16 protein-coding genes and 5 pseudogenes are annotated in these 25,559 nt (G+C 42.1%); 7 read left to right on the top strand and 14 right to left on the bottom strand.

Annotation, left to right across the window (positions count from 1 at the left end; all coding sequences use genetic code 11):
- Positions 1-2: 2 nt before the first annotated feature.
- The 5 genes from MHI37_RS10170 to MHI37_RS10150 form a co-directional block, all read right to left on the bottom strand.
- Positions 3-1,139 carry an enolase C-terminal domain-like protein gene (locus MHI37_RS10170; protein ID WP_076334866.1) on the bottom strand — a complete coding sequence of 379 codons (1,137 nt, stop codon included), beginning with the start codon at positions 1,137-1,139 and terminating at the stop codon, positions 3-5.
- 35 nt (positions 1,140-1,174) lie between these two features.
- On the bottom strand, positions 1,175-2,056 hold the full coding sequence (locus MHI37_RS10165; protein ID WP_076334865.1) for a carbohydrate ABC transporter permease: 882 nt from the start codon (positions 2,054-2,056) through the stop codon (positions 1,175-1,177).
- A 44-nt stretch (positions 2,057-2,100) separates the two neighbouring features.
- The gene (locus MHI37_RS10160) at positions 2,101-3,033 is read right to left on the bottom strand and encodes an ABC transporter permease subunit (protein ID WP_076334864.1); all 933 of its coding nucleotides are present in this window, start codon (positions 3,031-3,033) and stop codon (positions 2,101-2,103) included.
- Between the two features lie 255 nt (positions 3,034-3,288).
- Positions 3,289-5,613: a helix-turn-helix domain-containing protein gene (locus MHI37_RS10155; protein ID WP_076334863.1), complete on the bottom strand. Its 2,325-nt coding sequence runs from the start codon at positions 5,611-5,613 to the stop codon at positions 3,289-3,291.
- A 708-nt stretch (positions 5,614-6,321) separates the two neighbouring features.
- A complete protein-coding gene (locus MHI37_RS10150) occupies positions 6,322-6,954 on the bottom strand; it encodes a TetR/AcrR family transcriptional regulator (RefSeq protein WP_076334862.1) in 633 nt (210 codons plus the stop codon).
- Positions 6,955-7,076: 122 nt separating this feature from the next.
- On the opposite strand from MHI37_RS10150, the gene MHI37_RS10145 reads away from it, so the two are divergent.
- Positions 7,077-8,282, top strand: a complete 1,206-nt coding sequence (locus MHI37_RS10145; RefSeq protein ID WP_076334861.1) for an MFS transporter — start codon at positions 7,077-7,079, stop codon at positions 8,280-8,282.
- Positions 8,283-8,408: 126 nt separating this feature from the next.
- Here MHI37_RS10145 and MHI37_RS10140 read toward each other — a convergent pair whose 3' ends face one another.
- The 4 genes and pseudogenes from MHI37_RS10140 to MHI37_RS10125 form a co-directional block, all read right to left on the bottom strand.
- Positions 8,409-8,717 (bottom strand): hypothetical protein, encoded by a 309-nt coding sequence (locus tag MHI37_RS10140; protein ID WP_076334860.1) that lies wholly within the window; start codon positions 8,715-8,717, stop codon positions 8,409-8,411.
- A gap of 287 nt (positions 8,718-9,004) precedes the next feature.
- Entirely contained in the window at positions 9,005-10,654 is a 1,650-nt protein-coding gene (locus tag MHI37_RS10135) for a GTP-binding protein (protein WP_076334859.1), read from the bottom strand.
- A 1-nt stretch (position 10,655) separates the two neighbouring features.
- The gene (gene cysD, locus MHI37_RS10130; RefSeq protein WP_256709605.1) at positions 10,656-11,579 is read right to left on the bottom strand and encodes a sulfate adenylyltransferase subunit CysD; all 924 of its coding nucleotides are present in this window, start codon (positions 11,577-11,579) and stop codon (positions 10,656-10,658) included.
- 423 nt (positions 11,580-12,002) lie between these two features.
- Positions 12,003-12,128, bottom strand: a pseudogene (locus MHI37_RS10125) (TetR/AcrR family transcriptional regulator); the annotation flags it as partial.
- Positions 12,129-12,131: 3 nt separating this feature from the next.
- On the opposite strand from MHI37_RS10125, the pseudogene MHI37_RS10120 reads away from it, so the two are divergent.
- The 4 genes and pseudogenes from MHI37_RS10120 to MHI37_RS10105 all read left to right on the top strand — a co-directional run.
- Positions 12,132-12,454: pseudogene (locus tag MHI37_RS10120) on the top strand (MFS transporter); the annotation flags it as partial.
- A gap of 128 nt (positions 12,455-12,582) precedes the next feature.
- The gene (locus MHI37_RS10115; RefSeq protein WP_076334858.1) at positions 12,583-13,146 is read left to right on the top strand and encodes a TetR/AcrR family transcriptional regulator; all 564 of its coding nucleotides are present in this window, start codon (positions 12,583-12,585) and stop codon (positions 13,144-13,146) included.
- Positions 13,147-13,227: 81 nt separating this feature from the next.
- Positions 13,228-14,355, top strand: a complete 1,128-nt coding sequence (locus tag MHI37_RS10110) for an NADH-dependent flavin oxidoreductase (protein ID WP_076334857.1) — start codon at positions 13,228-13,230, stop codon at positions 14,353-14,355.
- A 348-nt stretch (positions 14,356-14,703) separates the two neighbouring features.
- Complete coding sequence (locus MHI37_RS10105) at positions 14,704-16,062, top strand: transposase (protein ID WP_342556500.1); 1,359 nt, start codon at positions 14,704-14,706, stop codon at positions 16,060-16,062.
- 119 nt (positions 16,063-16,181) lie between these two features.
- On the opposite strand, the pseudogene MHI37_RS10100 reads toward MHI37_RS10105, so the two are convergent.
- The 4 genes and pseudogenes from MHI37_RS10100 to MHI37_RS10085 form a co-directional block, all read right to left on the bottom strand.
- A pseudogene (locus MHI37_RS10100) lies at positions 16,182-16,313 on the bottom strand (sigma factor-like helix-turn-helix DNA-binding protein); the annotation flags it as partial.
- 321 nt (positions 16,314-16,634) lie between these two features.
- Positions 16,635-18,776 (bottom strand): right-handed parallel beta-helix repeat-containing protein, encoded by a 2,142-nt coding sequence (locus tag MHI37_RS10095; RefSeq protein ID WP_076339588.1) that lies wholly within the window; start codon positions 18,774-18,776, stop codon positions 16,635-16,637.
- Between the two features lie 726 nt (positions 18,777-19,502).
- Positions 19,503-21,764: an ATP-binding protein gene (locus MHI37_RS10090; protein WP_076339589.1), complete on the bottom strand. Its 2,262-nt coding sequence runs from the start codon at positions 21,762-21,764 to the stop codon at positions 19,503-19,505.
- Between the two features lie 658 nt (positions 21,765-22,422).
- A pseudogene (locus tag MHI37_RS10085) lies at positions 22,423-22,524 on the bottom strand (sigma factor); the annotation flags it as partial.
- Between MHI37_RS10085 and MHI37_RS10080 the strand changes: the two are divergent.
- Positions 22,525-22,785: pseudogene (locus MHI37_RS10080) on the top strand (transposase); the annotation flags it as partial.
- Between the two features lie 276 nt (positions 22,786-23,061).
- On the opposite strand, the gene MHI37_RS10075 reads toward MHI37_RS10080, so the two are convergent.
- Positions 23,062-23,820 carry a class I SAM-dependent methyltransferase gene (locus MHI37_RS10075; protein ID WP_076339590.1) on the bottom strand — a complete coding sequence of 253 codons (759 nt, stop codon included), beginning with the start codon at positions 23,818-23,820 and terminating at the stop codon, positions 23,062-23,064.
- Positions 23,821-23,959: 139 nt separating this feature from the next.
- On the opposite strand from MHI37_RS10075, the gene MHI37_RS10070 reads away from it, so the two are divergent.
- Positions 23,960-25,558, top strand: coding sequence for an ABC transporter substrate-binding protein (locus MHI37_RS10070; RefSeq protein ID WP_076339591.1), 1,599 nt, complete (start codon positions 23,960-23,962; stop codon positions 25,556-25,558).
- The last annotated feature ends 1 nt before the right edge of the window (position 25,559 follow it).

The raw sequence follows: 25,559 nt of genomic DNA, 5'->3' as shown, positions 1-25,559 counted from the left end.
TGCTATACCGACCAGCCATTGTCACGAACCTTGCGATCATAGTTGCTCTCATCTATGTGTAAACCAAAGCCCGGTGTATTCGGCACCAAAACCTTGCCATCCTTAATTGTATAGCCTGATGTATCGATGCCTGGAATTTGTGCTTCATCCCACTCAACAAACATAAAGCCTTCGATAGCTGGATATACCTGCGCTGAAGCAAAGTTGCCATAGAAGCCGCCATAGTTATGTGGTGCCGCTTTCACATTGCTGCTAGCGAGCCGCTTCGCCAGCTTGAGCCAGTTCACAATACCATAATCCTTCAAATCATACTGAATCGCATCAATCAAGCCTTGCTCCGCCCATTCTACAATCGGCTGCGCAGCCCAGCCTTCACCATCAGTAATGAGAACATTAATGTTTTCCTCAGCCATCCATATTTTTAATTGACGGTACAATTGATCATCTTCATGAAATGCTTCCTCAATCCACAACAAGTTAGAGTGCTTCGTTTCCTTCAATACATGCTTAGTCAAGTTCAGATTGTATCCGTTATTGGCATCAATCGAAATATTGCAATCAGGACCTACCGCCTCACGGATACCGTTAACGATAGCAATATCCCGCTTCGTTCCTTCCATCAGGTCCATATGCATGGCGCCCCGACCTACTTTTATTTTAAATCCACGAAATCCTTTATTATAGCCCTCCATCGCTTCTTCCTGCAGCAGCTTCACCGCATCGCCCTCAGAGCTCAAATGAAGATCATCAAAATATAAAGACGTATCATAGCAAGCTGCTTGAAGTGGTGTCTGCTGTCCGCTTAACAGCTCATATACCGGAATACCTCTAACAATCGCCAGCCATTCAAACAGCGGAAATTGAATAGCTTGAAAGCGATCCTTAATCCATTGCTCCTCACAAAAGATTTCGCCAACAGGTGTACCGATCAATGCTTCTGCTGCTTCGCGAGAGATGCGGGACCAGCTGTAGCCCGAAATTCCACCAATAGTTATGCGTACTAATGGAAAGCTGACCTCCTTGCCATGCACACCTAATCTGGCATTACAGCCCGCTTGTCTAGGACGTTCCCCTTTCATTTGCACTTGCTCGATCTTTTCAATACACCATGAACGGTTTAAATCAGTAAATGTTTTCATGTTTGGTTATCTCCTCTACATTTTATAAATGACCATTATCCTTTAACTGAGCCTAACAAAACACCTTTTGCAAAATGCTTTTGTAAAAACGGATACACCATCAAAATAGGCAATGTTGAAATGACAACCGCAGCCATTTTAATCGTTTGTGTCGGCAGCTGCTTGTCGGATGACATTTCCATAGCTGACGCGCCGCCTACTGCAGTATCGGAATCAATTAGCATATTGCGCAGTACAATCTGAAGGGGCACTTTCGTGAAATCAGTAATATATAGTACTGCGCTAAAAAATGTATTCCAGTACGCCACAGCGTAAAACAAACCAAAGGCTGCCAGCGAAGCAGACGACAAGGGTAAAATAATTTTGAAAAAAATACTTAAATCATTGCCGCCATCGATCATCGCCGCCTCTTCCAGCTCAACTGGAATGCTGTCAAAGAAGCTTTTCATTAAAATGACATACCAACCGCTTGTTAGTACTGGAATGATCAACGCCCACACACTGTTAATTAATCCGACATCACGCACCAGCAAGTACGATGGAATAATACCAGGATTGAACAGAATCGTGAACAAAACCATAATCATGATTATTCTGCGACCACGCAGCCGTTTGCGTGAAAGACCGAAAGAAAAAGCAGAGGTTACTATTAAGCTCAGCATAGTGCCAACCGTTGCCAGAAAAGCGCTGATACCAGTTGCACGTATAAAGGCCGAGGTCGACATTAAATATTCGTAGGAGCCAAGGCTCCATTTTTCTGGAAATAGCACGAAGCCATTTTTTTCGATATATTCACTAGGATCTGTGAACGAAACGACAAATACATAATAAAGTGGAAACAACGTAATAAGACCGATTATAACCAATAAAATGATATTGATTATATTAAATAAGCGATCGCCCAAGCTTTCTCTCATGAGAATGACTCCTTTACGAAGATAAGATTACAAATGAACTCCGTTTAATAAACTCCTTCCTCACCAAAGCGTTTGGCCAACCAGTTCGCACCGACAACCAATGTCAAGCCAATAACCGACTTAAACAATCCGACAGCTGTTGTATAACTGAATTGACCCTGCTGAATACCATTGCGATACACATACGTTTCAAAGACGTCTGCTGCGTTCGCAACCGCACCATTGGCCATTAGAAATACTTGCTCGAAGCCGACATCCATAATGTTTCCTAGACGGAGAATTAATAAAATAATAATGACATTGCGAATGCCCGGCAGCGTTACATGCCACATTTGACGAATCCGACTAGCTCCATCAATCTTCGCGGCTTCATACAGCTGTGAATCAATACCTGTAATAGCTGCCAGAAAAATAATAGTTCCCCAGCCCGTCTCTTTCCAAATATTTTGACCAGTCAACAACCCCCAAAATAAGTTTTCACTAGTTAAAAATGCGATTTTCGGAAATCCCATAAATTCCAGCATTAAATTAATGATGCCATTCGTTTGCGACAATAGAAGAAAGGTAATTCCAGCGATAATGACCCATGATAAAAAATGCGGTAAATAAACGACTGATTGGATTACTCTCTTAAATGCTTTGCTGCTAACCTCGTTCATGGATAACGATAATATAATGGGCAATGGAAAGAAAAAAATGAGATTTAACAAGCTGATCATCATTGTGTTGCGAAACAATAAGTAAAAGCTTGGGTTCGTAAAAAATCTTACGAAATGCTCCATGCCTACCCAGCTGCTTTTCCATACCCCTAAATAAGGAGAAAAATCTTGAAAAGCAATGATGATGCCCCACATAGGGTAGTATTTGAAAATAAGGAAGTACAGAACTCCCGGCAATACGAGAAGATATAAAAATCTATCTCGCTTAAGTTCAGCCCACACCGAGGTTTTACTTTTACTCTTTACCTGAACATCCATAAACGCTTGCTCCTTTCGTCATAGTTAATCGTTTGCTGCAGTTGCGGCTAACTCATACGCTAACTTTAGACAGAATGAAATAAGAGCACAATAATAACAAATTATTGCTATCTGTTTCTAAAATTTCCGGCACTAGTCTTTTTTTGATGAGGATCAAAAAACCTGCAGTGACAAGGCTTTAGAAGGTTTTCAGATCATTGAAACACAAAAAAACCGCGATCCGATAAGGTACGCGGGTCTTTCGGTTTATCGTTTTTATGCATGCTTCTCGCGATACTGTCTCGGTGTAATTCCTTCACTTTTCTTAAACATTCGAATTAAATAAGACGGCTGATAATTAAGCAGCTCAGCGATTTCATTTATTTTCATATCTGTAGTTAACAGCAGCTCCTTGCACTTCTCAATCCGCAAGCGAATAAGCGTATCGATAAAATTACTTCCATGTATCTGTCTGAACACTTTGCTTAGCTTGGATGAATTCATCTGCAATTGATCAGCATACTTCTCCAATGAAACGTCCATAAGTATTTCCTGTTTAATTTGTACAAGCAGCTTATCAATCACTTCCCGCAAATGACCGTCATAGCTTATCGACAACGTTCTAATGAATGGACTAATCAATTCTTTGCGAAACCATTCTATGATTTGCTCAGGCTCAGATAATAACATCAATTGCTCGTAAAGATGGGTTCCTTCGTATAGCACATATAAATTCACATCATGCTTAATAATCGTGTCGTGAATCGTACCGAGCAGCTTCATCATTCCTTGATGCACCATCAACTCCGTACCATTGTTGCTTTGCAGTTCAACCATAAACATCCTAATCAAGCTTATAGCCTCATCCTCAAGCCCAATACTTACAGCATGTACGATTTCCCTTTCCAATTCAGAAGGAAATTGCTTCGGAGATGTGTTTCCTATCATAAATTGATTCATGTCCAGCATCTGATTGGACGTATGCAAATCTCTGAAACGAAGCGCTTTACGTGTTTGCTCCAACACATTTGGCATATCTACCAGCGTATCGGATACTTTGCTGGTAACGATAGTTAGCTTCATTCGCAGCATATTATTCACTGCCGCAATATAATCGTGAGCAAGCTTATTAAGAACTGTTTTAATCTCCTCATTGGTGCTCGTTCTATCCAGAACAAAAAACACTCCTAAAGACAATTTTTGAAAATTAATAACATGTACCTTATCAAACTTCTCTGAGCTAAGCTCAAGAATGATATTGGAAGCGGCAAACGTAATAAGCTGTGAATCGCGCTCAGAATACTTGCTCCCTAGCTCGGATAAACCATGAAGCTGCGTGACCATAACTGCGAATTTTTTGTTTTCCACATCCCAGCCAAGCTGTTTTATTTTTTCAATAAGCTCCGCTTCCGTATGAGTATAAAGATGGCCTTGCAAAAATTGCAACAGCATACTTTCACGCAGCATCGGGATCGATTGTTCTAACTTCACTGACAAAGCCTTCTGCGTAATCAAATGCTGATTCCACTGATTCTCAATATAGATAATCTCATTTTTCTCATCAATTTTATGATTTTTAGAGGATTCAAACATTTTTTTCAATCGATAAATCGGATCATAAATTTTGTTGGATGCAAACCATGATAGCAATAGACCAATGCTCATGCCTATTATGCTAATCCATAAAATTAATCGCGATAAGGAAGTAACCGGTGCTACAATTTGTGACAGTGGGGTCGCAGATACGAATGTCCATTTCCCGCCAAACTTTGATATTTCACCATAAGATACAGCATAGTCTTGCTGCTGCCAATTGTATTTAAATGTATTGTCATTTAAGTTTTCTTTAGTAATTCTGCTTTTTAACGCATCCTCCAAACTAAGCTCATTCTCATTTGGGCTCATCCCATCACCGCTCGGTGTCGTTAAATATTCACCTTTTTCATTAATTAAAAAAGCAACCCCTTCTCCAGAGACGAGCTTTTGCACCATATTATTGAGCTTGATTTGATCTAAATAAATAATGAATGCACCATATGAATCAAATAGCTGTCCACCTGGAAGCTTGATTACAACACCCTTATACCATTTATTCGGCACACCTGCTTTTCTTAAAGAGTAATCCCAATAAATAGAACGCTCTTTGTCCAATAACTGACTCAACAGCTTCTGGTCCTCTTTACTCTCAATCGTCTGAAATCCGGATTCATCTCCTATCAGCTTGTTCGCATCACGTAAATATAAGTCAACGCTGCCAATCAGAAAATTGGATTCCTTCATTAACGTAAGCGATTTCATTATTTCATTCGTTTTTTGAAATTCCATTATAAAATCCATCTTCTTCAAGCTTTCATCCATACTACGATCAAATGCGAGGCGCACAACCGTATGCTCTAGATTAGTTAAATAATCCTCCATATGCTCAATTGATTGCGCAAGCTGATTCTGATGAGTTTTATTTACTTCCACTTCAATTTGATCCGTTCCCATATAATATAGGACGATACTAATTAGAGCGACAGGAACACAAGTAATCAACAGCACAAGGCTTAAGTTTTTCCAGTAAATCAATCCTTTGTTCTTATTTCTTGCTTTGCTCATTTGCCCAATTCACATCCTAGTCTTGATCAGTAGATAACAATCAGAATTGATCATGTTCGATCAGCTGCGCCCGAGGCTCAGCAATTGCGAAATCGTGAGACCCACCTCTTAGACGAAGCGCCATAGCCTGGGAAGATGACATCTTTGCGGGGAAGCCGCCCCAAACTATCTACACAACGAGCATATATTCGATGTATTCATCAATCCACTTATGATGAATTTACAGTTTCTAATTATTACTTTTCATGTGTAAATATTCGCCGAAAATGATACATGTCCTTCTTCCATAGCAGCAATATAGACCTATTAAAAAACCACAAAGAGCCCAGCAGAAACTGCTCGGCAAATAAAAGAACAAAATCACCCTTACGAGTGAATAGCGTCTCTGACCTCCATTAGCTTTCGTTATCAACAGGTTCGGAGAATACATAGTTTCCTATACAATTAAAAAACTCAAGTAGAGATATGCTTGAGTTTTTTAAATTAGATAAATGTGGCTCTAAATCACAGAGTTCTCACTGTATACATAAAATAACGTTTTGCTCGCGCTGAAATGGTGGGATATTCTTAGATTATGCCCGCGTGGCTATCCGTTTATTTTGCCGGACCGACCTTTACTTGCCCCCAAAATAAGATAGCTCTTCATACAGCATCCCTTTTCCATCTGAATCATTCAAATTTTAAAATCAAATTCAAATATACTAACGTTCAAATTATAATGCCTCCATCCACCTTCTTTACAGACAACGTATCCCATATGCTCATTAGCTGCGTTATGGCAGCATCAATTGCTTCGATCGGAACACCGTCTCTGGCTTGTGAAGAAATCCCTCGAAGAAAGGTGTCAAACATGGTAACCAGCATAGAGATATCCGTAGAATCGGGCAACTCACCATCTTTTATGGCTTGTTCTATACAATCTTTCTGCCAGCTGCGGACCTTATGGCGTTCCTTGGAGAGCAACTCTTGGATGTGCTTTAGCTCTAGAGAACAGGTTGCAGCAGATAAAACCAGCAGGCAGCCGAGAGGGTGGGAGCTTTCTGTCTGCATCCGTGCTGATCGCCGTAATCCCTGCTCGATGGCTGCTCTCGGTGTCAGACTGCTATCCCTGAAGCTTTCTGAAACCTGTCCATAAGTTGAGATATACAAATTCACTGCTTCTCGGAACAGGGCTTCCTTAGATTCGAACGCCGCGTAAAAGCTCGCTGCTGATATATTTCCCATCGCAGCGCGCAGTTGTGCAAGTGAAGTGGATTCAAAGCCGTGTTCCCAAAACAATAGCATCGCGGCAACAACTGCCTCATCACGATTAAAAGCGCGAGGGCGTCCTGTACGTGGCATGAGATAACCTCCTTTATCACTTATATACTAATCGATCCAAAAGTCCTTGACAAGGATTATCATTGAATATAACATATGGAATGATCGATCCATAAATATATTTACTTAAAGGAGGAATTACGTTGTCTCAATTATCATCATCAACGGGTATAGCTCAATCGGACAACATCCCTGCCAGATTACCCTGGCTTGCACTGCTCGCTCTTGCGATGACAGGTTTTATTTGTATCTTTACAGAAACCATACCGGCTGGTTTACTACCGCATATAGCCGAAGGACTGAACATTACTAAAGGAATGGCTGGTCAACTCGTAACCTCTTATGCAATTGGTTCTATCGTGGCGGCTATTCCATTTGCCATATCTACTGGCGGATTCAGGCGTCGTCCGCTTCTACTCGCCATCATAGTAGGATTTCTCATTTTCAATTCTGTGACCGCATTGTCAAGCAGCTATGTATTAACTCTGATCGCCCGGTTTTTCGCCGGTGTAGCTGCCGGTGCTGCATGGGGGATGGTTGCCGGTTATGCACGACGTATGGTACCAGAAAGCTTAAGAGGACGAGCCTTGGCTGTAGCGATGGTCGGAACTCCGATCGCACTTACATTCGGTGTGCCGATCGGAACCCTTCTCGGTGAATTGATCGGTTGGCGTCTCGTTTTCGGACTTATGTCTCTTCTGACTCTTGTATTAATTGCATGGGTACTGTGGAAGGTACCGGATTATCCAGGGCAGCCTGCCGGTCAAAGAATGACCGTCGGTCAGGTGTTTGTTTTACCCGGTATCCGTCCAATTCTCTTGGTAGTGCTGACATGGATGCTGGCACACAATATTTTATATACGTATATTGCTCCGTTTCTTGATCATTTGGGACTCGGAGGACATGTTGGCCTTATCTTGCTGGTCTTTGGTATAATGGCTCTTTTATCCATCTGGATCGTTGGTCTGCTGGTAGACCGTCACCTACGTCTGCTAGTATTGATTAGTTTGCTCGGCTTCCTACTCGTGTCCGCAGCACTATGGACGGGCGCCACATCGGCAGCCTTCATTTATACGGCGATAGCGTTTTGGGGACTTACCTTCGGTGGTGCTGCCACGCTATTGCAAACAGCGCTTGCCGAAGCAAGCGGTGAAGAAGGGGTGGATATCGTGATGCCGATTAATACCACTGTTTGGAATCTGGCTATCGCTGGTGGAGGTATTGCGGGTGGTACCTTACTAGAGCTTGTTGGAGTCCAGTCGTTCCCGGGCGTACTGTTGATTTTGCTGCTTATTGCGTTGATTATAACGTGGAGTGCGAAGATACATGGTTTTCCCAGAAAAAATTAGATTTCGCAACCCTTAGAGTTTCTCCTCCCTAGCCTATCCACCAAATAAAAAAAGTTCACAAAATCATTTGTAGACTTGAATGGGTTATTTGAGTGGAGACTAGGGGGGATACAACTCGTTAACTTGCTAATCCATCGTGGGATGTTCGAATCTCCTATTCAAGTAATGCTGTCTCTGCCTACATGTTTCACATTGGTAATCCGCTTTCTCAATCAACGCTTTTAACGATTTAACATGCGCCACATAGTCAGTAATGGCAGGAGTATATACAAAAGAACCTGCTTTTACTTCACTAATTGCTTCAAAATATTCTTCCTCTCTCTTACCAAAATTAATCCACTCTTCATAATTATCAAACATTCTGCCAATCTCATTAAAAGCCTCTACCTTCCCAGAGGAAAGAGAGTATTCTAGCTTATTTAAGCCTTCTAACAACTCTGACCATACTTCAACTGTCAGGATAGGTACTTAGAAAGTGAATAACCCCCTGCTTATAGAAAAGTCCTCAAACCTGCAAGCCACAATTCAGGCGGAAAAAGATGTCATGTTGAAGACACTTTATTACATCTTTAACCGTAGGATTTCGTTTAAAGACACTAAAATCCATATCTGAAAGACAGGAGAAGCCGCCCTCCAACTAATTGGAGAGCGGCTTCTTAAATACGATTTTATATTTATCATTCTATGCTTCTCTTAATGTCCTGACCGACTTCAACCTTAAACTATACTTGAATGAGAGCCTTCACAACAATTTTCACGGCAGCATTAGCCGCTTCCTCGATCGAAGAGCTGTTCACAGCAACATCGATTGGCAAAAAGGCTTGACCGATTATTTCTTGCGCAATGGCTTGGTCGTTGCCGTTCGTAGTACCAGCCAATACCAATGCAATAAGTCCCGCATTGTTTAGCAATGTCGCATAACCTGCGATTTGCCGCACAGATTCTCCTAAGCTGTTATCGATTAGCATCGTATGATAGCCTCTCACTACCAGCCGTTTCTCGATTTCCTTCGCAAGAGCCGAGTTGTCCACGACTGAACCAGTAAGCCAAAGCGTTAATGGCTGCTGTCCTTTTTGCTGGGCACGAACATCTCTTGTGATTTCCGTATCGATCCGGACAGCATTGTCAGAGCTTTGAAGAGCTTCGTTAATGACGCCACAAGCGGATGTCATATTCGTTACACGATCGATGAGAATAAATCCACCGATGCTTTTATTTTTTTCAAACGTATCAAAAACAATACCATCCGATAATGAAATTTCACATTTAGCCACTTCATTCTTAACCACATGATCGGCTGAAACCGTATTGCCTGTATTAATATCGATTTTGTGATTAATTGTCGTCACAGTACCAGGAAGGACCTTTGTGCCAACCTTTACCAGAACATCTTTTCCCGGCGTCAGGACAGAATCATCCATCCAAAGAATCGTGGCGCTAAAGCTGTCAGCCTCTTGGAGCTGATTGTCCTTCGTAAACACGCAGCCCCGTGAAACGTCGACTTCCCGATCCAATTGAATCGTGACAGGCTGTCCGGCATGAGCCGAATTCCTGTCTTGGTCTGTTACAAAGATGCGTTTAACCTTCGCCTTCTCACGGCTAGGCAGAGTTGTCAGTTCATCGCCAACTGCGATGCTGCCGGCTTCAATCTGGCCTTGAAATCCGCGGAATGTGTGGTCAGGTCGGCATACCCGCTGAATCGGCATCATAAACGGCTTAACGTCATCGTTCGCATGAACATCAACACTCTCCAGATAGGGCAGCAAAGCAAGACCCTCGTACCATGGCGTATTGGGCGATTTCTTCGTAATGTTATCCCCTTCTGTTGCAGAAACAGGGATTACCTGAATGCTTTCAAACTGGAACTCCGTGGTGAGGCGAGAGAATTCTTGTTTGATTTCATCAAATATCTTCGTATCAAAACCAACCAAATCCATCTTGTTTACCGCCAAGACCAGATGCTTAATTCCCATGAGGGCGCAAATCCTTGTATGGCGCTTCGTTTGAGTAATAATCCCTTTTTTGGCGTCCACCAGAATAACGGCAAGATCCGCAAAAGATGCGCCTACGGCCATGTTGCGTGTATATTCTTCGTGTCCTGGCGTGTCCGCTACAATGAACGAACGGTGATCCGTCGTAAAATACCGGAATGCCACATCAATCGTAATTCCCTGCTCACGTTCGGCTATCAGCCCGTCAAGAAGCAAGGAGTAGTCAATTTTGCCGCCACGGCTGCCCAGCCTGCTGTCCAGCTCCAATGCTCTCTCCTGGTCAGCGAACAAAAGCTTAGCCTCATAAAGCATATGCCCAATCAAAGTGGATTTTCCGTCATCCACACTTCCACAAGTAATAAATTTAAGCAGACTCTTCATCTTAGAAATAGCCCTCCCGTTTACGTCTTTCCATGCTGCCCGACTCTTCCTGGTCGATAACCCTTGTTGTCCGTTCGGATGATACCGCACCAAGTGTTTCTTCAATAATAGCATCCAGCGTGTTCGCATCTGACTCGGCGCCGCCAGTCAGCGGGTAGCAGCCTAATGTGCGAAATCTCATCTTTATCATTTCAATCTTCTCACCCGGCTCGAGCTTCATCCGCTCATCATCCGCCATGATCATCTGTCCATCGCGATTAACGACAGGCCTTTCTTTCGCAAAATAGAGAGGCACGATATCAATGTTCTCTCTGCGAATGTATTGCCAGATATCTTTTTCCGTCCAGTTGGAGATCGGGAATACGCGAATGCTTTCACCCTTATTAATTCTTGTGTTGAAAAGCTTCCACATTTCCGGCCGCTGATTTTTCGGATCCCAGGCATGATTTTTATTTCGGAATGAGAAAATCCGCTCCTTCGCACGTGACTTTTCCTCATCACGTCTTCCACCACCAAAGGCAGCTGTAAATCCGTACTTGTCCAAGCCTTGCTTCAGAGCTTGGGTTTTCATAATATCCGTATATGCGGAACCATGATCGAATGGATTGATCCCTTGCTCAATTCCTTCCTGATTGGAGTGAACAATCATGTTGATTCCGAATTCTTTCGCCTTGCGGTCGCGGAATTCAATCATCTCTTTGAACTTCCACGTTGTGTCAATATGCATGAAAGAAAACGGCGGCTTCTCCGGATAAAATGCTTTCAGCGCCAAATGCAGCATCACGGAGCTATCCTTACCGATCGAGTACAGCATCACGGGATTTTCACATTCCGCCGCAACTTCTCGAATAATATAAATCGCTTCAGCCTCGAGTTGATCTAGATGTGTCGTTTCATCTATGGAATCAAGCATCAATTTGTCCATGAAAAAAGTGCCTCCCTTTAATCCTTACTAAATCTATAGACTATACTTTATATCCTATCAGATTTTCACTTTAATGCAAAGTGGATTAAAGTTTTTTCTTTTATTTTTTGAGGCGTTGGTTTTCATTAAAAAGGATAATTAAAATACATACAATTCACCGACTATAAGGTTTCTGCCTCTGGCATGCTACAAAAAAAGCAGTTCTCCGTATCAGAAGAACTGCTCTCTCAGCCTTAATACTGCTTTGCTTAGATTTCATCATGCTGCTCGGAAGCAAATTGCTGAATGCTCACCTCGCGGTCATCGAGTATATCCAAATTTTTGTTTGTTTTAAACAAAAGAAAAATAGCCAATGATAAGAACGATTAATTAAACTCTCGTTCGCGTCAGTACTTTCAGGCATCACGCCGCTTATTGTTTAGTTTCAAGCTCACCTGATCGTAAGCCTCTTTCAATCATTTCTTGAAATATTGCCGCAAGGTACATCTGATGTTCCCTTGTAAGGATTTCAAATTTCTCATCTTGAGGTGCAAGTTCCACCATCAAGGAGCGTCACTATCCTGTCCACAGCTGCTTCGTTCAGTGCTCACATTGTTCGTGCAAGAACGAATTTTACGCATCCGCGCCGTACTCGCTCTACTGATTTTTACTGCGTTCAGCATATTGTGGACTTCGCTGGTGCTGCTTCTCAGTGCTCCACCGCGGGCTACATGATTTTCTATTCTATTGGCAGCGCCACCGGTTCAATCGCTACAACCATTATCTACGCTTACGCTGGCTGGAACGGAGTATGCCTGTTGGGTGCTGCTGTTAGTTCTTTGGCCCTCCTATTTTGGGCATTGTCCCACCGTCCGCAGGCTGTCATATCGAAATAGAGCTCGTACCTCGAAATTATGGTGGATCGTAATTTTGCCGTCCACCCCACTGTCACAGTCTCTTTCAATTTATTCTGGACTTATCGGTTCGGAATAGTGTATATTATTTTTACGGAGGTGAGATGCGAATGGTTCGTCCACGTAACTTTGATGAAATAGATGTATTAAAGAAAGCGATGACTTTATTCTGGACTAAAGGTTATGAAATGGCATCCCTAACTGATTTGCTAAATGTTACTGGACTTAGTAAAAGTAGTTTATATGAGACTTTTGGTAACAAACATGATTTATTTGTGAGAGCATTTGATTTATATCGCAAGGAGCGTCTATTAGTATTAAATAATTATTTGAGTAATGAGAATGTATACCAGGGTATCGAATTATTTTTTATGGACCTCCTTAATGTCGTAAGCAAAGGCTGCATGACGTCAAATGAAGCTATCGAATTGGCGCCACATGATAAAGAATTTCAAAAAATGATTGAAAAAGATTTCGAAGATATTGAACATGCATTTTTAAATGCAATTGAGATTGGTAAACGCAATGGTTCTATTCAGTCTAAAATCGATTCACTAAAGCTTGCTCGATTTTTAACGGTCTCCTTACAAGGGATAAATGTGATGGTGCGAGCTCAAACAAATCAAGACAGGATTGTGGATTTCGTGTCTGTAATTTTAGGGAATTTGAGATAGATAAAAGCATACTTTTATCTATGATGGTTATGGACCGAAAGGTCCTTAATATAAAATAATTCAAAGAAAAGAGGAACAAACATGAACAACAATTACAAATCCATATTCGAGCCGTTCGAGTTTCCATCTGGAGTGCAGTTAAAAAATAGGGTGATTATGGCACCAATGACCCTGGGGGCATCAAAGTCTAACGGAGCCGTTACTGAAGAAGAATTGGCTTACTATATTGAACGGGCTCAGGGTGTAGGCGCCGTGATTACCAGCAGTGCCCTTGTTTCGCAAAACGGAAAATTGATGGAAAACGGCTTCGGCGTTGATGATGACGTTCTGCTCCCAGGCCTAAAAACATTAGCAAACACGATTCATGAGCAAGGTTCCAAAGCTTTTGTCCAGATTTTTCATGGGGGGCGTAGCAGCAATCCGGCTTTGCTGTCTGGAGGGCAACCGTTAAGTGCAAGCACAGTTGCAGCAGAGCCTGAAGGATCTGCTACTCCAAAGGCAATGACAGAAGAGGAAATTGAGGATGCTATTGAAGAATTTGCCAATGCAACCCGAAGGGTGATTGAAGCCGGATTTGACGGAGTTGAGATTCATGGCGCCAACGGCTTCTTGATTCAACAATTTTTCTCTCCGCATTCCAACAGAAGAGAAGACCAATGGGGCGGAACATTAGAAAAGAGAATGAGATTCCCTCTTGAAATCATCAAACGCGTAAAAGAAGTGGTTGCAAAATATGCAAAATCACCGTTTGTTGTTGGGTACAGATTTTCTCCAGAGGAAAGAGAAACTCCCGGCATCACAATGGAAGATACGCTTCAATTCGTGGATGTTCTGGCCTTACAGAACTTGGACTACGTCCATCTTTCCGTGGATCATTTCTGGGGTGAACCAAGGAGAGAAGAATCCAACAGCACTACGTCGCGTGTAGTAATGGTTCAGGAGCGTGTAGGTAATCTAGTGCCTGTAATCGGTGTTGGCGGCCTTTCCACACCGGATGATGTCGTTAAAGCACTGGGCACTGGAATCCCACTAGTAGCAATGGGCCATGCCTTGATCATGGAGCCTAAATGGGTTGAAAAGGTACAAAGCGGACAGGAAAAAGAAATTAGAACAACACTTCCCCGAACTGCTCAAAAAGAATTGGTAGTTCTCGATGTGATGTGGGGAATGATAACCAATATACCAGGATGGTTCCCGGTCGTGGATTAAGGAAGAATAATAAACACCTTGATGCTTTCCGTACTATTAATCTTTTTGCGTTGAGACCGACAGCTTCTAACGCAGCCATTCCTATATGGTGAGGGACAAAACTATCCAGGTGGATATGGGATAGAAGTAACGGAACGGATGAGCAAAAGGATTTTAAACACGAAGTGACAACAAATATTATAGATGTTACCTTCTCAACTTTCGCAGAGTCAAAACCGAGTTGACTCCAATCCGGTGTTAAGGTAAAGCTGGTTTAAGTAACGATCTTGCCAACATAGAAAAACACCGCTTCATTTGGTAAAGTGAGATTGTCGAGATCCACTAAACCAAAGAAGAGGTGTCCCTTCCATGATAAAGCAAAAGTCGTCCCTAGATCAACTCCCACCTGAAATGAGGCCTGCTTTTCAGGAACTCGGTGTACTGAAGCACCTGAGAAATGCAGGATTCAAAAAGACTTTTGGCTATACCTGTTCCCATCTATTTATGCTCGTTTTTGTCCTTCTCTTTCATCAGAAGAACTGGTTTCGTCTGCTCGAAAGTTCCAAAAGTGAAGCCTTTCCTGGCAAAGATGCCGTCTACCGGTTTCTTAATCACAGCGGATTTGCTTGGCGGCGTTTCTTGACTTCTCTCAGCAGTGACACCGTTCAGCGAGTCGAAACCTTGACCTCCGTCACACGAACTTCCGTGTTTATTGTCGACGATTCCATGTTTGAACGAAATCGCAGCAAAGCGGTAGAACTTCTCGCTCGGTTCAAGGATCACGCCACCGGTGCTTATTATAAGGGGTTCCGTATGCTGACTTTAGGCTGGTCGGACGGCCATACATTTCTCCCTCTGGACTTCGCCCTGCTCAGTTCTGTGAAGGCTGGACTGACCGGTATTCATCCGGGAATCGATAAGCGATCCACTGGCTACAAACGCCGGAAAGAAGCTCTGCTTTCGGCCCCGCATCTGGTTTCTGAACTGCTGGATCGGGCCATCGCCTCGGGTGTTTCTGCGTCTTACGTACTCATGGACAGTTGGTTCACTCATGCGCCCTTAATCGAGCGAGTGGTGGAACGAGGTCTTCATGTCATTGGCATGGTGAAAAACGACAACAAGCGATATCTCGTTCAGGGCAAGCGGGTCGATCTCAAAGGTCTTTACCGATCTGCAACGCAAGTCCAAGGGAAGCAACGGAATATTTTGCGTCAGATTCATACGGAACTGGTTCCCGGTATTCCAGTCGTCGTGATCTTTGTTCGCCATCGCTCCAAGAAAAACGAGTGGCTCGCGATTCTATCGACGGATCTCACACTGACGGCACCGGAAATCATTCAAATCTACGCTCTTCGCTGGGACATCGAGGTCTTTTTCAAATGCGCTAAATCCTTGCTGCGCCTGCAAAAAGAGTTCCAAGGTCGCTCCTACGATCTGCTCATTAGCCATACTACGATTGTCTTTTCCCGTTATATTCTGCTGGCTTGGCAGCATCGGCAAAGTACCGATCAACGGACGCTCGGTGGACTGTTTTATTTGCTATGCGATGAAGTCGGTTCTTTGGACTGGGCAGTGGCTTTACAGCAACTGGTGGAATTGATGAACGAAATCGCTAATCAAGTCGGCAAAAAGCTATCCACTATGATAAAAAGTCAACTACAGCTCTGGATCTCCGCTTTGCCCAATTACATCAAGGCTTACTTGCCAATTTCAGGCTGCGAAAGTTGAGTTACCTTAATAAAAAAAAAGCGACATCACTATCGTTATGCAGGCGAAGTATGCTGTAAATTTAGGGGAGCGCGTAACTGCCAGTTATGCGCTCCCCCCATTAAGCTAAGTTGCCTCCACCGCTTCACCTTATAAAACTCATGATAAAGCTTCATAAAAGCCCGCTTCTCTATCCGCGACACATAGCTCCGGCTAATGCTCAGTTCCGTCACAATCTCCCGCTGCTTCCGCTCATTCCCGCCATGCTCCAGCCAACCAACATATTTTCACTTCCAGACTAGAATTCCTCGTCATCCGGCAAGGATAGGAAATGCTGAGCTGTTTTATCGCACTAACCTTTTGGATCTATCTTCCTTTATTTTTGGAATTAGGAACATAGCGAAAGCATTACCGTTTAATAGAAAAATTCCCAAGTAGAATGTCTAGGCTGCTTAAAGCCAAATCCAATGATGTAACGCGAACATTCGTCAGACTAACAGCTCCGCCACCCGCGTTTACAAAAAAACCGAAGCTGCTGAATATTGAATACCATCTTTAAACGGTACCAATGCGTCGTATCGTTATTAATTTGGCTAGCTTTTCAACAAATTGTTTTTGAGCACGTCATTTTTTTTGTTCAGCAGCTTTGCTGTATACAGCGTATTGTTCTCGATTATGTACGCTGGGGCTCCCGTACCCGCATACAAAGTAGCAATCCCGATGGCAGATAAATTCGTTGTAATCGTATTCCCTCTAATCACGGCTTTCAGCACATCATGCGCTTCATTCCGCTTCCAAATATCGTTAATGCGGATCAATTCCGTTTTTTCGGACGTCAGCTTAGCTGCTGTAATCGTATTGTTCTCCAGAAGCAGGTTTTTGGCTGCTTGTACGCTAATGGCCTGTGTATTGCCAAGCAGCTTGAAGTTGGAGTTTTTGATCGTCAGATCCAGCTTCGGATGCTCGCCGAGCAGCAGAGTACTGAGTGCTTCCGGCGATTCAAAGGAACAGCCGTCAAACACGTATTTTCCCGCCAATGCAACACTGATCGAACCGAATTTCCCTGTTCCCGCTGCTCCCACGAACTCGCAGTTGTTATAGGTACCTGGCGGCAGCGTAACACCATACGTGGTACTGTAGCCAATGACCTTTAATCGGTCAAAAATAGAGCCCTCCGCTGCGCCTCCCGTCACAACTCGAAGCGTGCCTTCACCGTTAATCGTAATGTCCTTCAAATGAACCGGCTTGCCCCAAATCGAAAGGCCGGAATCACTCTTTTTATTGTTGTTGATCGTAATATTAGATGCGCTGATGCCAAAAGGCGTCTTAGCGCTGAGGGCAAACGTAGAATCCGTAAACGTCATATCCTCGATTTTAATATTTGGCCCCTCTAAGGTCGTATACGAATCATTCATTCGATTACCGATAAAAGTTGCATCATGCGCCGCAAAAATACGCGAGCCATCAAAATGATTATTTTTGACCAACGCGCCTTTAAACGGCTCGGATATCGCCAGGCCGATTGCTCCCTTAGAAGCAAAATGATTATCCTCTACGATCGCATCCTTGCCATCATACAAAATTACATCATAAGAGGCATTGTTGTAAAACTGATTGCCTTTGATGGTAATATTGCTATTGCGATTGCCATTCTCGCCGAATCCGCCTTCCAGATCGATTCCGGCCTGAGGCATGGCCCCCTTCATATCGTGAAGCTTGTTATTCGTGATGAGCACCTGATCCGCCCCGCCCACTGTGATGCCCTGTCTTCGGTTATAGGCAAACTCAGAGTTTTGGACTAGCACATTCGTCGTAACTTTACGGTTCCAAAATTCGATATAAGCCTGTTTCTTCGTTGCTTGATCAAATACAAGATGGAACTGGGTCGCACCCTCCGGTATTTGAATAATGTCTCTTACTCTAGCATTCGCCAGTTTCTTTATAAACATGCCATTCGACTTGTAAAAAAAGATATCGAATACTCCAGGCAGCTTGATTGCATTCGAAAATTCGAACTCGCGTTCCGTCTTGAAAATCGCGTGCGAAAAGTTCAGCGGATCCTTCGTTCTAACCTTTTTGGAATTGGATACATTTTTCCCTTTATCGTCAATTGCCCCGGAAATAAATTGGTTCTCATATAAGTCCGTGACCATCGTCCCATGCCCGCCCAATATGAGCCCGTCGCCTGTAAAGTTAGTAGCTTGAACGCCATCAATCGTTAGATTCGCAGCACCCAGCGTGATGATGCCATACCCGCCTTCATGCGTGCCTGAGCTATGCTTATTATCTTTCTTGGAATAGTCATGTGTAGCTTTATCGCCCTTGTAGGTACCGCCTCTCAGCGTCACATTATGAATCCCATATCCCAAATACATCAAATGATAGCTCTCTTTCGCATTCGTCTCCTTCTGGAGAATGGCATCCATCGGCAATTCAAAGATCATATTGCTGACCATATTAATTTGGCTATTCTTATCAATCAAATAAGTGCCAGATGGCAGCGAAGTTTTCTTTATGCCGTTTTGGGCTGCCCACTTCAAAGCATTATTAATCCCTTGGGTTGTCTCAACCGGATGTGTACCATTCTTGTGAATGCCGAATCGGCTCAATTCAATCGCATATTCGTTTTGCGGTTCTTCGTTTGTATCTCCTGCACTCGCTATCGCAGGCTCCCCGGACAGCAGCGTAAGCTGCAAGCCAAGCAGCATCGTCAACACCAGCTTTAAAATATTCACCCTATGCCTCCTATTTTGTGCCGAAATCCATCCAGGCTTGTCCAGCCTATATGGGTTATCTTGTTAAATATACCATTGATATCATTCTTAATAAAGAACGAATGGACAAATAACGTTCTTTCGGGCGGAAATAGTTCCTGGTTCCTATGTATGTAGGACTGTGTATGATGACGAAAAAAAAGAACGAGGGGCACTTCACTTTGCCTCTCATTCTGATTTTGTTGTATTTCTCTAATAATCTACTTGTCTATCGCTTTTTATTATGTCAATTCATACAAACGAATAATAACGACCTCAGCCATTTCTTGTCTTGTGATTGGCTGGTTTGGAGCAAAGGATGTGTCAGAAAATGCCTGACATGAATCCTTTTTCTTTTACAACCGCTACATAACTGTAATACCAATCCTGCTTGGCTACATCCTTAAATCCAGTATCCTCTTGGATAGGCTCCGCTCTTGAGTATTTTACGACGAGTACAGCAAATTCAGCGCGTGTTACTGGTTGTTCCAGACGATGCACTTCACCGTTACGATACTATTTCATCCGCGTCTTTAACTGCATGGGGGCTGTCCCCTTCAACTTGTAGGTAAATTCGGCTCTTAAATGCTAATTTTTCGCCAGCGACACACAGCACTCAACATCCATCATATGCGGAAACATATCAAATACAGATTTCATACTCTCTTCATGCGGAACGTAATCAGCACGAAAATTGCTTATATATTTCTACATATACTCCGACAAATATTTGAAAGCCTGTGGAAATTTTTCTCTCCTCTCCTTTAAATCGTATGGAATAAACCCTCCATCTGCAAAGCACTTATCCAAAACTTCTTCAACATATTTATTTAATTTTTCAATTTTTTCCTTATCGTGTTTATTATGTTTTCTGAATTTTTTTGAGGCTATATATATTTCAATTAAGGTATCTACTTTTAACCCATCATCACTTTCAAAAAAAGAATCATCAATTGTTGCAGAAGGTGGATTATTCATGGTAATACTAATCATATTCCCAAACTCTTTTTCCATTTTCAGTTTATTCCATATGTCCTTACTCATTTTAATTTCTCCATTTAATAATGCTACTCCGAGCTGCTTTGGAAGATAAATTCTTTTTGAATTTATTCTGAAATCGTGTATAAAACTCAATTCATAAAGCGCACTTTTCAGCAATTCATTCGAATGCGATAACGGATGATTGCAGATCATTACATATTCTAAATAAGACCATATATTAAAAGATAGTTCCTGTGAAGTTTTAGTCCAAATTTGGACAAATTTATTTGTTTTAAGCTTTTTAATATTACGAGTATAAGGAAGACAATATCCTGCTTTTGACAACACAAGTGACCCTTCTCCTATTAAGTTATCTACTCTCTGACCATCTTCATCTACTATTTTATTAGCCATTAATAATGGATGTTTGAAATGCGTTGTATCGCTGACTAATTTAGAGCTATTCGTTTTTCGCGTGATGAGCTTTGCCAACATATCTAAAATCAAGCTTTGAGACAGTTCTTTTTCAAATGGAAGTTCACCATTTCCATCCAACTTATCCCTTTTTAATTCAAGCGGCATAGCTCCCTTATAATCATACACCGCAACAGAAGGCATTTGATTCATAGATGGGTAAGACCAGTAAAAGGGATATCGGCATCTATACCCATTAGGAATGATGATTCCATTACAAAGCAAAGTCGGATTATAGAACTGCTTTGAAATGCTATCTTCATATTTCCATAAGACTTCACCAAACCTTTGAACTTTAATAACTTTCCAATCATTAATGTCAGCGGCAGTATGATACTTATTGAATCCATCTCGTCCCCAGTCATCTGGGAAATTATATTGAATATCAGGTTTATTTAATACATACCATGCAAACCATGCTGGTTCACTTCTATTGGATTGATAATCACTTTCCACTTGATTCTTTAATTCTAGTAATGATTTTTCATTGAGTTTGATTCTTATTGTAGTCCCGACCGAACGATCAATAGTATTCCTAACTTCAATCTGCACATCATCCAAACTTGCTGTAAAAGAATATCCGCGTTCCGAGTTGATACTCTTCGTAGTGACCTCAAGTTGATCACCTAATAAGAAAGCTGCTAGTATTCCTACTCCAAATCGTCCGCTCCGAGTAATCTGAGTATCTCCATCCACAGTGAATTTCATTTTCCAATCCATGTTGTTTCTATAAGATGCTCCTGCTATAAAAAAGTAATGAACGATGACTTCTGCTGACATTCCGATACCATTATCTTCAATTTGGAAAAAATAATCAGATTCAGCCTGGTAGACACCTATTTTAATTTCCGATTTGTATTCGCCTATCTCTGCCCCAGTTTTATAGAGGTATTCAAGCTCCCTACATGCATCAACTGAATTTTGGATAAGTTCTCTCACTCCGTAACTAGGTTGCCCACCGTACAAGGGCGATACCAGTAACTTGATAACCTCTGAATCACTATCGAATATTGCCTTCTTAGGTAGATATGCCAGAGAATCTATATACGATTTATTTTCAAGATTCGACCGTACTCTTCTTATAGAAATTTTCAATTTATTTAATTCTTTATACCTTCCGTATACTTCCCCAAGTATGGCCCAACTTAAATCAAATTCATTTTGAATATTATTAAACAAAGATTTTAATTTAAGAAATTCCACACTGTTACTGGGCCTTGCATTTACAAAAAGAGTCTCAGGATCTTCATGGTTCTGATTCATATCTTTAATTGTCTGATGAAGCTTCCATTCTAATATAGAAACAGGGCTGGAAAACGATGATATCTGTAAAATTCTAGCTGGGGCACGGTCGGGAGTAATATGAAGATAGTCAGAAATTCTTATAACCACCATTAGATAGATAACTTTAATATTATATGGAGTTCGACAATCATGATGCTTTTCTAATAAATAAGAGAATGTAGAACGCAAGTCCATTCCATGACTTCGGCTAATAAAGCCTATAATATCCATTATTTCAAACTCTAAATCAATCGTAAAAGGTAAATCGTTCTCATTTGCCTACCTATAATTACACCATACCTCACTAGCGTTGCATAAAATCTCTATGTCTCAGAGAAGGGAGTATCCAATAAAATAATTTTAGGGGTAAAATGAAATAGGTCATTCATACCGGTTTTGCATGGCATTGATTCCTGACTTTGCTTAGCATCGCTACTTTACAAAAAGTTATCGCTCCTACGTCTGCGGACCGGGACGCCGTCTTTATCGTTGACGATCCCATGTTCTAACGTAATCGCAGCAAAGCCGTTGAACTGCTCGGCAAGTTCATAGACCAGCTACTGTTGCTTGTTTTTTTAATAAGTATTTAGGAATTTGTATTACAATCATTCCTATAGTAAAAAAGCCATTAAAGTGGTTTGTAGAATACTACTTATAGAAGTTCAAGATGAACCTACAAACTCAAACAAAATTTAAATGAACTTTGCAAATTTATAAGCCGAACAGGTTAACTAGACCCGTTCGACTTCTTAGTTTTCATATACTATCTTCAAATATTTGACCCTTGTTACTGATAAATTCAACTACATTGCAATCTAACCTAACGCTTCGCCTTCTAAAACTCATGACAAAGCTTCATGAGCGCCCTTTTCTCAATCCGCGACACATGAGCCGCGAAGGTCGCGAGTTTCGTGGCTTTACCCGTCTGAAAGTTCTTGATCGCCTTAATGAAGCCAATTGTCCCAATGCTAATTAAGTCCTCGAGACCTTCCAGTACGGTGAGCAGGAAATCGCTGTCCCACGTGACCGTCAAGGCTAGTTCAAACCACTCGTCATTAAGAAGCACCTATCCAACGTAACGGGCATTGAGGACCAGAGTGTAGCGCTATATGCCAAGGGTGCAAGTACGCGGGATATTCACGATCATTTGGCCAATCTTTATGGCATTGGCGTCTCACCTACGCTCGTGAACAAAGCAGCGTACATGGTTATTGGCATCGATCTGGATGGAAACAAAGTCGTGCTGGGTATGTGAATCGGGGACAAATGCTGATTCAACTTTTCGTTTCTCCCGGATCGGGTGGGTCAGCACTTATGCTAAGAGACGACTTCCCCCTTGGGGAAGTCCTTATAAATGAGTTTACACAAGATTATTGACAGACCCTTTAGACTTACAGTTGTAATGAGGCTTTCTTACTGTCTACTTCATTAAGGCAAGGTCATATCAAGATGTCTTGAAAGATAGGAATATTCTTAAATCCCAAAGAACCACAACCTCCTCACGAGATTGTGGTTTTGTTTGTCTGTATTATTTATTTGCAACAATGGCAAACATGGGACGATATTTATTCAATATTTGCTCCGTTCTTGAATGTAGACCTACGTCGAAACCGTGCAGAGTATTCACTTCTCGAAAGCCGATATACGAGAGCAGTCCGATATCCCAAGCCGGCCGTTTCACATATGTAAGCGGGAGCGTCAACGCAATTTGATCACCCTCCGAGATTTCTTCCTCCGTACGATAAGGAACATAACCTGCAGCGATCGCTTCTTGCTTGGCTAACTGAAACAAGGCGGCTTCTTTGGGATCTGTAAGAAACAGGTTCCAGTTCCCGTCGAAAATGATAACTTGTCCGCTATCTTCCAGCCATGAGTGCCAACGTTCATATACCGTTACTGGGTTTGGCAAAAACCACGTTACGTTTCTGGAAATAATTAAATCAAACGAATGCATAGGAGTAAATCCCAAAATATCTGACTGAATGATTGTAATGTCACATTCGTATTTGATTGCGTTTTTATTTGCCTTGGCAATCATTTCTGGCGATGAGTCGATTGCGGTAACTTGGTGTCCCATACGCGAGAGAAGAATGCTGAAAAAGCCTGGGCCTGTACCGACATCGAGAATCTTCAACGGTGGTTTATCCTTCAGTAGTTTGCTAAGTATTGCTTCCCATTTGCCATAGGAATCGTTCATGATCTCATTGTCTATAATTCCATCATAGATGTCGGCTCCTTTATCCCAGTAATCTTGATGCTCTTTTAGCTGCTGTTTATTGATGGTCATATACACTCTCCTTGTTTAGCGATTACTTTTATAAAAGACTTGCTATTAGTAACTATTACGATTAATATTAAAACTCAGTTAGCTGCTTAAGTCAAGCTAGCCGAATATAATTATTATTTTTACATCAGGAGGATGAATCATGTTTAAACGATTTACTGGTTTACTGTTTGTGGCAATGAGCGTAGTGCTTGTTCTTTCCTCATGCTCTGCGGGGACAGAGACAGCGTCTGTGGAAAAGGAACAACCGGTGACACGGATTACTGTAGCGATTACTCAGGATCTAAAAGGGGATAAGCTAGACGCTACTACCTATAATGGAGCAAGAGCTGTTCAAACCGCAATTTATGATGCTTTGGTAGAATTCGGCGAAGGGGAAATTAAACCAAGTCTTGCCGAGAAGTGGGAAGTTTCTGATGATGGCAAGACATATACGTTTCACTTGCGAGAAGGCGTGTTATTCTCCGATGGCAGTCCTCTCACCTCGGAAGCGGTGAAGTTCTCTATTCAGCGTACGGTTGCCAACGAGGAAACGGCTTCACTTGAAATCAGCAGGAAGCTAGACAAAGTAGAAACGCCGGATGCGAGAACAGTGGTGCTTACGTTTAAAGAAATTGCGTCACAAACCCTGCTTGAGCTTAGCCAAGCAAGACCACTACGGATTATGAGCCCGAATGCTGTAACGCCAGCAGGAGATATTAATGGTGAATTTGTGAAGCCTATTGGTACAGGGCCATGGCAACTAGAAAGCTACAAGGAAGCCGCGGAGACAATACTTGCAGCTAATGTACACTATTGGAAAGAGCCGGCATCGAAGTATCAACTTGTATTCAAAGTGATAACGGATCCGCAGGCTCGTGTACTAGCGCTTCAGAACGGTGAAATTGATATCGCAGGTGGTGAGACAGGCAGCATTCCTTATGAAAACCTGTCCTTATTCGAGAACAACAATAAATTCCAAATTGAAAATCATGCTAGTACGATGTCATATTTTATGATTATTAATCAGAAAAACGAGTTTTTAGCGGATAAAAACATTAGGAAAGCGCTGAACTACGGCACCGATACGAGTAAGATGATGAGTGGTAAAGGCGCTAGTGTTGCAGGTTTGTTCCAAAGCACGGTTTCTTTCGTTACAAAGGACAACCAACCCGCTTATGTTTATAGCGTTGATCAGGCAAAGCAAGCTATAGAAACATCAGGCTTTCGTTGGAATGATAGTAGCAAGTTATACGAAAAAGATGGCAAACCAATTTCACTGAGACTCGTTATTCAAACGGAGGAATACCCGGAGTGGAAGGAAATGGCGGAGATCTTCCAGAACCAAATGAAGAACATTGGCGTACAGGTTGATATTTTAAACCAAGAGCGTGCTTCATACTATGACGCGCTATGGACGAACAAGGAGTATGATCTTCTGTTATATCGTACCTACACGGATGCTCAACTTCCTTATCGTTTCTTGACATCCTTGTTCTATCATACACAAGAGACTCCTGGAGTTGCATATCAGGATGAGATTTTAACTGATTATTTGGATACGATAGCCGGATATACCAAATCAACGGAGCAACAACCGATTTTTGACTTCATTTTCAATAGGCTTAGTGAAGAAGCAATGACCGTACCTATCTATTATACAAAACAGACCTTCATCCATAGTAGCAAAATTAAAGGGTTCACATTTGGTTCGATCGAGGATAATCCTGTTAAATGGCATCTATTGTCCATTGAGGACTAGA

Source organism: Paenibacillus sp. FSL H8-0548 (genome assembly GCF_038630985.1).
Classification (GTDB): domain Bacteria; phylum Bacillota; class Bacilli; order Paenibacillales; family Paenibacillaceae; genus Pristimantibacillus.
This window is presented reverse-complemented; position numbering and strand designations above follow the sequence as displayed.